A 6,000-nucleotide genomic window follows, 5' to 3' on the forward strand; every position below is an offset into this window, starting at 1 on the left:
TTCCGGTATGCCGGCTACCTGACTCGCCGGCACCTGCCGGAATACGGGTTTTCCCCGGGGTCGATTCGTATTTAAAAATGTTCGGGAACGATGCATCGCGGTGGCGAATCCGGCGCATACTCGTTTCTCTCCCCCCGCCTGGCCGTCGCATGCCGGGCCCCGATGTGCCGCGCCGCTGGCGCGGCCATGCCGCTCGGTACGCACGAGGAGCGCATGATGTCCGATTGTCCGCACGATCCGTATGCGCAGCACCACATTCACTGCTTGCCGTTCGGCGCACAGCCCTGTGGCGCGCTCAGCGCGACGCCGCGCACGCATTTTCGCGTGTGGGCGCCGGGCAGCGCGCAGATCCAGCTCGAACTCGATACCGGCTTCGGCCCGTTGCTCGTCCCGATGACGGCCGCCGGCACGAACTGGTTCGAAGTCTTTGCCGATTGTGGTGCGGGTGCGCTTTACCGCTATCGCCTCGACGATACGGTATCGATTCCCGATCCCGCGTCGCGCTCGCAACCGGAAGGGCTCAACGGCCCGAGCGAGGTCGTCGATCCGCGCGCGTTCACGTGGCGCAACACGTTCTGGCACGGACGCGCGTGGGAAGACATCGCGCTCTATGCGATTCGTCCGCACGCGGTGGGTGGCTTCGACGGCGTGCGCCGGCGCCTGCCGCAACTCGCGCGCCTCGGCGTGACTGCGCTGGAACTGCTGGCGTCGCCGCACGACAGCCTGCCGTTCGCGCCGCTCGCGGCCGAAGGCGGCCCCGATGCGCTGAAGGCGCTGATCGACGGTGCGCATGGCTACGGTCTCGCGGTGCTGCTGGAGCTCGACTACGCGCGCTTCGGCAGCGGCACCGACGCGCTGCGCCACTACGCGGCGCCGTTCTTCCATACGCGCGACGATCCGCTGCAGGCGCCGCCGCTCGCGCTCGATCATCCGGAAGTCTGCGATTTCTTCTGCGACAACGCGCTGTACTGGATCGACGAGTACCGTTGCGACGGGCTGCGCCTGCGCGAAGCCGACCGGATCGGCGCGTCGTGGCTGCGCGAGATCGCGGATCGCGTGCGCGCGGCCGTGCCGGCCGACCGGCTGATCCATCTCGTACTCGGCAGCGAGCGGCATCCGGCGCATCTTGCCGATACCCATTTCGATGCGCAGTGGAACGGGTGCGGCGAACGCGCGTTGCACCGGCTGACGGGGCGCGACACGTCGGCCCACGAAGGCATTTCCACGCACCAGTCGATCCACACGCTCGCCCGCGCGCTGACCGCGGCCGGGGCTGCGTTCCAGCCGGCCGCATCGGGAGAAGGCATGGCTGCCGACAGCGGGCTGTCGTTGACGTCGCTGGTGCTGTCCGATGGCGCGTGGCGCGACAGCGGGCAGGGCGACCACGGGCAGGAGGCCGGTCTGGCCGCGCTTGCGCTGTCGCTGCTCACGCCGCAGATTCCGTTGATCTTCGACGAAACCGCACGCGATATCGATCGCGCGCATTTCGTGCAGTCGGCGCTGGCCGTGCGCGCGAAGCTGATCGCGCCGCGGCTGTCCGATTGCCGGCCGCAGGAGGCGCGTGCGCTGAAGTCGGACGGCGACGGCGATGCCGACGCACTGCTTGCATCATGGCGGCTCGCCGACGACGAGACGCTGACGATCGCGTTGAACCTGTCGCCCGAGGCGCTGCCGTTCGACGCACCGAAAGGGCGGGTCGTGTTCGAGACGCCGGCCCGTGCGCGCGACCGGGTCGACGAACGGGTATTGCCGCCGTATTCGCTCGTCGCGTGGCTGACGGGCGACGTCAACCGGTATGCGCTCACGCACGATGCGCGCCGCATCGATGACGGTGCGTGGCGAGAAATGCGTCCGAACCTGAACGCATGACGATGTGAGCGGGCAAGAGTCCGAGAGGCCGGGCGCATCTGCGCCCGGCTGCACCGCCGCAGGAAATCCCCGAACTACCAGAACCCGCGAATGCCTGCGACGCCGTATGCGCCGTGGCGGCGCGCATCGTCGAGGTGCGTGCGCGTCATGCCGCCGAGTGCGAAGACGGGCATCGCGGCTTCAGCAGCCAGCGCTTCGAACTGCGCCCAGCCGAGCGTCGGCGCACCGGGGTGGCTGAGCGTCGGCAACACGGGCGACAGCGTGACGAAATCCGCGCCGGCGCGCGCGGCCAGCAGCAGGTCGTCGTGCGTGTGACAGGCGGCGGACATCCATCTTCCGGCCGGCAAAGGCCGCTGCGCGGCAGCGCGCAACGCGGTGCCGTCGAGATGCCAGCCGGCGTTGTCGAGCCGCATTACGCCGGCCGCATCGATCGGACCGTTCAGCATCAGGTGCGCGCCGGCTGCGTTGCAGCGCGCGAGCGCTTCGGCGGCGAGTGACGCGAACGCGGTTGCGTCGAGCGATTTCACGCGCAGTTGCACGAGTGTCTCGCCGCGCGCGAGCACGGCCGACAATCGATCGAGGAACGCCGCGCAATCGGCTGCCGACGCTGATGCCGGCTCCGGCGTGATTACGCAGCAGCGCGGCAGCGTGGCGTTCATCGCGTGCGGCGACGCGCGGCCGTCATTCATCGGCCTCTTTCGCGATCTTCGGGTAGACGCGCACGAGCACGATGCGCGGCCCGTTCATCTTCTTCACGACGACGTCGAAGCGGTCGAACGACACGCGCTGCCCTTCGGTCGGCAGGTCGCTGAGCGCCTGGATCACGAGGCCGCCGACGGATTCCGCGCGGCCTTCGTCGATGTCGATGCCGAGCGCCTGCTCGAGCGACACGACGGGCAGGCTGCCCTTGCCCATCAGCGTGCCGTCGTCGAGGCGGCTCCAGTCGGCGTCGCCCTGGCGGAACTCGTCGTGGATCTGGCCGACCAGCGCGCCGAGCAGATTGTCGAGCGTCAGGAAGCCGATCGGCTTCTCGCCCTTGTTGCCGACCAGCGCAAAGTGCGGTGCGCCCTTGCGGAAGCGGCGGAACAGGTCAAGCGCCGGCGTGTCGGGCTTCACGTACTGCACGGGGCGCACGTAGTCGGACAGGTCTTCGAGTGCTGCGCCGGCATGACGCGCGAGCAGCAGGTCCTTCAGGTGGATCAGTCCGCTCACCTGTTCGCGCGATACATCCTCGAACAGCGGATAGCGGCTGAAACGGTGCCGCGCGACGATCTCCATGTTGTCGGGCAGCGGCAGGTCGCGGCGCAGGCCGATCATTTCATGGGCCGGCCGCATCAGGTCCGACACGGTCATCGACGAAAAATCGAGCGAATGCGCGAGCGTGTTCCACTCGTCGTTGCTGTACGTGCCGCGCGCCGGCTGGGCCGGATTGCCGGCCGTGCTGCGGCGGCTGCGCAGGATCAGCTTCAGTTCGTCGGTCGAGTAGTGCGCATCGCTGCCGTGGTCGGTGGACAGCCCCGCGAGCCGCAGCACCGCGTTGGCGCTGTTGTTGAGCACCCAGATCGCCGGATACATCGCCCAGTAGAACGCGTACAGCGGCAGCGCGACCCACAGGCCGACCTTTTCCGACTGGCGGATCGCCATCGATTTCGGCGCGAGCTCGCCGACGACGATGTGCAGGAACGAGATCAGCGAGAACGCGAACACGAGCGAGACCAGGTGCACGACGCGTTCGGACTGCACGCCGATCAGGTCGAGCAGCGGGCCGAGCAGTTGCGCGAAGGCCGGTTCGCCGACCCAGCCGAGGCCGAGCGACGCAAGCGTGATGCCGAGCTGGCACGCGGAAAGGTACGCGTCGAGCCGGCCGTGCACGATGCCGAGGATGCGGCCGCGCAGGCCGTGCTTGCGGGCCAGTGTCTTGACGCGCGTGGCGCGCAGTTTGACGAGGCCGAATTCGGCCGCGACGAAGAACCCGTTCAGGGCCACCAGGAACAACGCGCCGATGAGCGCGAAGATCTGTAACAAAGAAACACTCCGGTTATGACAGGCCCATCAGTATAGAGCCAGAAAGGAATTTGTAATGTACTGGGCGACCGATTGCTTACACCGGCGCCTCACCGGGGACGGAGAACGTGATGGTGGCGGTCGCGCCATCGGCGAACGCGTCGTGCGAGAACGTGCCGCCGTGTGCAAGCGCGACCCGCTGGCAGAGCGCGAGCGTCCAGGCGATCCGCTTGGCGTCGCGCTCGCGCAGCATTTCGCGGCGAGCGAACGATTCGAACGCGTGCGGCTGCGCGGGATCGGCGAGCGCGCCGGCGTTCACGGTGCAGGTGGCGCGCGCGGTGAACTGCACGGCGTCGCGGGCGCATGCAAACGTCACGCGGCCGCCGGCGGCGCTGACTTCGACCGCGGCCGTCAGCATCGTCCAGAGCGCCTGCGCGATGCGTTCGCGGTCAGCGGTCAACGACGGTTCGCCGTCCGGCAGCGTCGCGTCGAGCGCGACCTGCCGTGCGTCGGCGAGCGCGACACGCACGAGCGCGATCGTGTCGTCGAGCAACGGGCGCAACGCGAACGGCTGCGGCCTGAGTGCGAGCGTGCGCGTTTCCGCGCGCGGCGCGTCGAGCACGTCGTCGATCAGCGCAACTTGTTGGTCGATGCCCGTGCGGATGCCTGCGAGCGCGCGCTGCAGGTTCGGATCGGCGTTGGCGAGTTGGCGCTCGAGCACGTACGCCCAGCTGTGCATGGCGTTCAGCGGGCTGCGCAGGTCGTGCGACGCGGTGGAGAGTGCCTGGTCGCGCAGGAACAGCGCCGCCTGGGTGGCGTAATACGCTGCGCGTTCGCGCAGCAGGTCGGCGGCGGGATCGACGGAAGTGGACGTCACGGAGCTGGCCTGTCGGAAGCGGTTGGCGTGGAAGTCACGCGAACCGCCATTATAGGGACGGTGCGTGTCACGCCGGCAGCGCGTCCTCGTCCTTTTTCCGGGCGTCGCCGTTCGGCAGCAACTGGCACGCGAGCAGGCCGGCCAGCATCAGCGCGCAGCCGACGAGCGCGCGCAGCGTCAGCGTTTCGCCGAGCGCGGCCCAGCCGGCGATCGCCGCGAACACGCCTTCCATGCTGAAGATCACGGCCGCGTGCGCGGGCGCCGCGTGGCGTTGCGCGACGACCTGCAGCGTATAGCCGACGCCGACCGACAGCAGCCCGCCGTACAGCAGCGTCGGCAGCGCGCCGCGCAGCATCGCGCCGCTGACCGGCTCGACGGCGAGGCCGACTGCGAGGCACGCCACGCCGCACACGAGGAACTGCAGGAACGCGAGCACGAGCGGATTGTGGCGCTTCGCGAAATGGCCGACGGCCATCACGTGTGCGGCGATGATCACGGCGCCGGCGAGCTGGAACCAGTCGCCGTACAGCACCGAGAAGTGCTCGTCGATGCTGAGGAAATACAGGCCGATCGCCGCGAGCAGCGCGCCGAACCATGTGCCCGCGCCGATCCGGTGGCGTGCGAACACGCCCATCAGCGGCACGAGCACGACGTACAGCGAACTGATGAAGCCTGCGTTGGCGATGCGCGTGTACTGCAGGCCGATCTGCTGCAGCGAGATCGATACCGCGAGCAGCCCGCCGAGCGTGAGGCCCGGCAAGAGCAGCGCCGGCTCGCGGCGGATTGCCGCGAGCTGCGCGCGTGACGCCGTGTTCAGCATCAGCAGCGGCACCAGCACCAGCGCGCCGAGCAGGAAACGCAGCCCCGTGAACAGGAACGGCCCGATCACGTCGAGGCTCAGGCGTTGCGCGACAAAAGCCGAACCCCAGATCGCGGCGGCGGCGAGCATCAGCAGGTTGGCGCGGAGGTGCATGCGGGCTTCGGGCTTCATTGGAATTCTTCTGGAGATTGCGGGCGGCGAAACCAGCTAGTTTACGCCGAGATTGCAAGGCTGTCGGCAAACCTGCGCAATGCGGCGGCGGCGCGCGCATCGTGCACGCGTGAATACAGCACGACCTGCGACAGCGGCAGCGGCGGCAGCCCGAATTTCGCGCCGACGTCGACCAGGGTGCGTGGCGCGACCCGCCGCGCCAGCGGGCAGACGGCGAGGCCCGCGGCGGCGGCGGCGGCATCGGCGATCGCCTGCAGAT

At 68.9% G+C, this 6,000-nt stretch carries 5 protein-coding genes and 1 pseudogene; 1 reads left to right on the forward strand and 5 read right to left on the reverse strand.

The window, feature by feature from the left end:
• Positions 1-216: 216 nt before the first annotated feature.
• Positions 217-1,869: a DUF3459 domain-containing protein gene (locus tag BDO18943_RS29705; protein WP_175025078.1), complete on the forward strand. Its 1,653-nt coding sequence runs from the start codon at positions 217-219 to the stop codon at positions 1,867-1,869.
• Positions 1,870-1,943: 74 nt separating this feature from the next.
• Here BDO18943_RS29705 and BDO18943_RS29710 read toward each other — a convergent pair whose 3' ends face one another.
• The 5 genes and pseudogenes from BDO18943_RS29710 to BDO18943_RS29730 form a co-directional block, all read right to left on the reverse strand.
• Positions 1,944-2,528 carry a thiamine phosphate synthase gene (locus BDO18943_RS29710; protein ID WP_175025079.1) on the reverse strand — a complete coding sequence of 195 codons (585 nt, stop codon included), beginning with the start codon at positions 2,526-2,528 and terminating at the stop codon, positions 1,944-1,946.
• Positions 2,529-2,550: 22 nt separating this feature from the next.
• Positions 2,551-3,894 carry a hemolysin family protein gene (locus BDO18943_RS29715; protein ID WP_175025075.1) on the reverse strand — a complete coding sequence of 448 codons (1,344 nt, stop codon included), beginning with the start codon at positions 3,892-3,894 and terminating at the stop codon, positions 2,551-2,553.
• 76 nt (positions 3,895-3,970) lie between these two features.
• Entirely contained in the window at positions 3,971-4,750 is a 780-nt protein-coding gene (locus BDO18943_RS29720) for a sensor histidine kinase (RefSeq protein WP_175025076.1), read from the reverse strand.
• Between the two features lie 67 nt (positions 4,751-4,817).
• Entirely contained in the window at positions 4,818-5,741 is a 924-nt protein-coding gene (locus BDO18943_RS29725; RefSeq protein WP_175025077.1) for a DMT family transporter, read from the reverse strand.
• Between the two features lie 41 nt (positions 5,742-5,782).
• Positions 5,783-6,000: pseudogene (locus tag BDO18943_RS29730) on the reverse strand (LysR family transcriptional regulator); the annotation flags it as partial.

This window comes from Burkholderia aenigmatica, assembly GCF_902499175.1.
Taxonomy (GTDB): Bacteria; Pseudomonadota; Gammaproteobacteria; order Burkholderiales; family Burkholderiaceae; genus Burkholderia; species Burkholderia aenigmatica.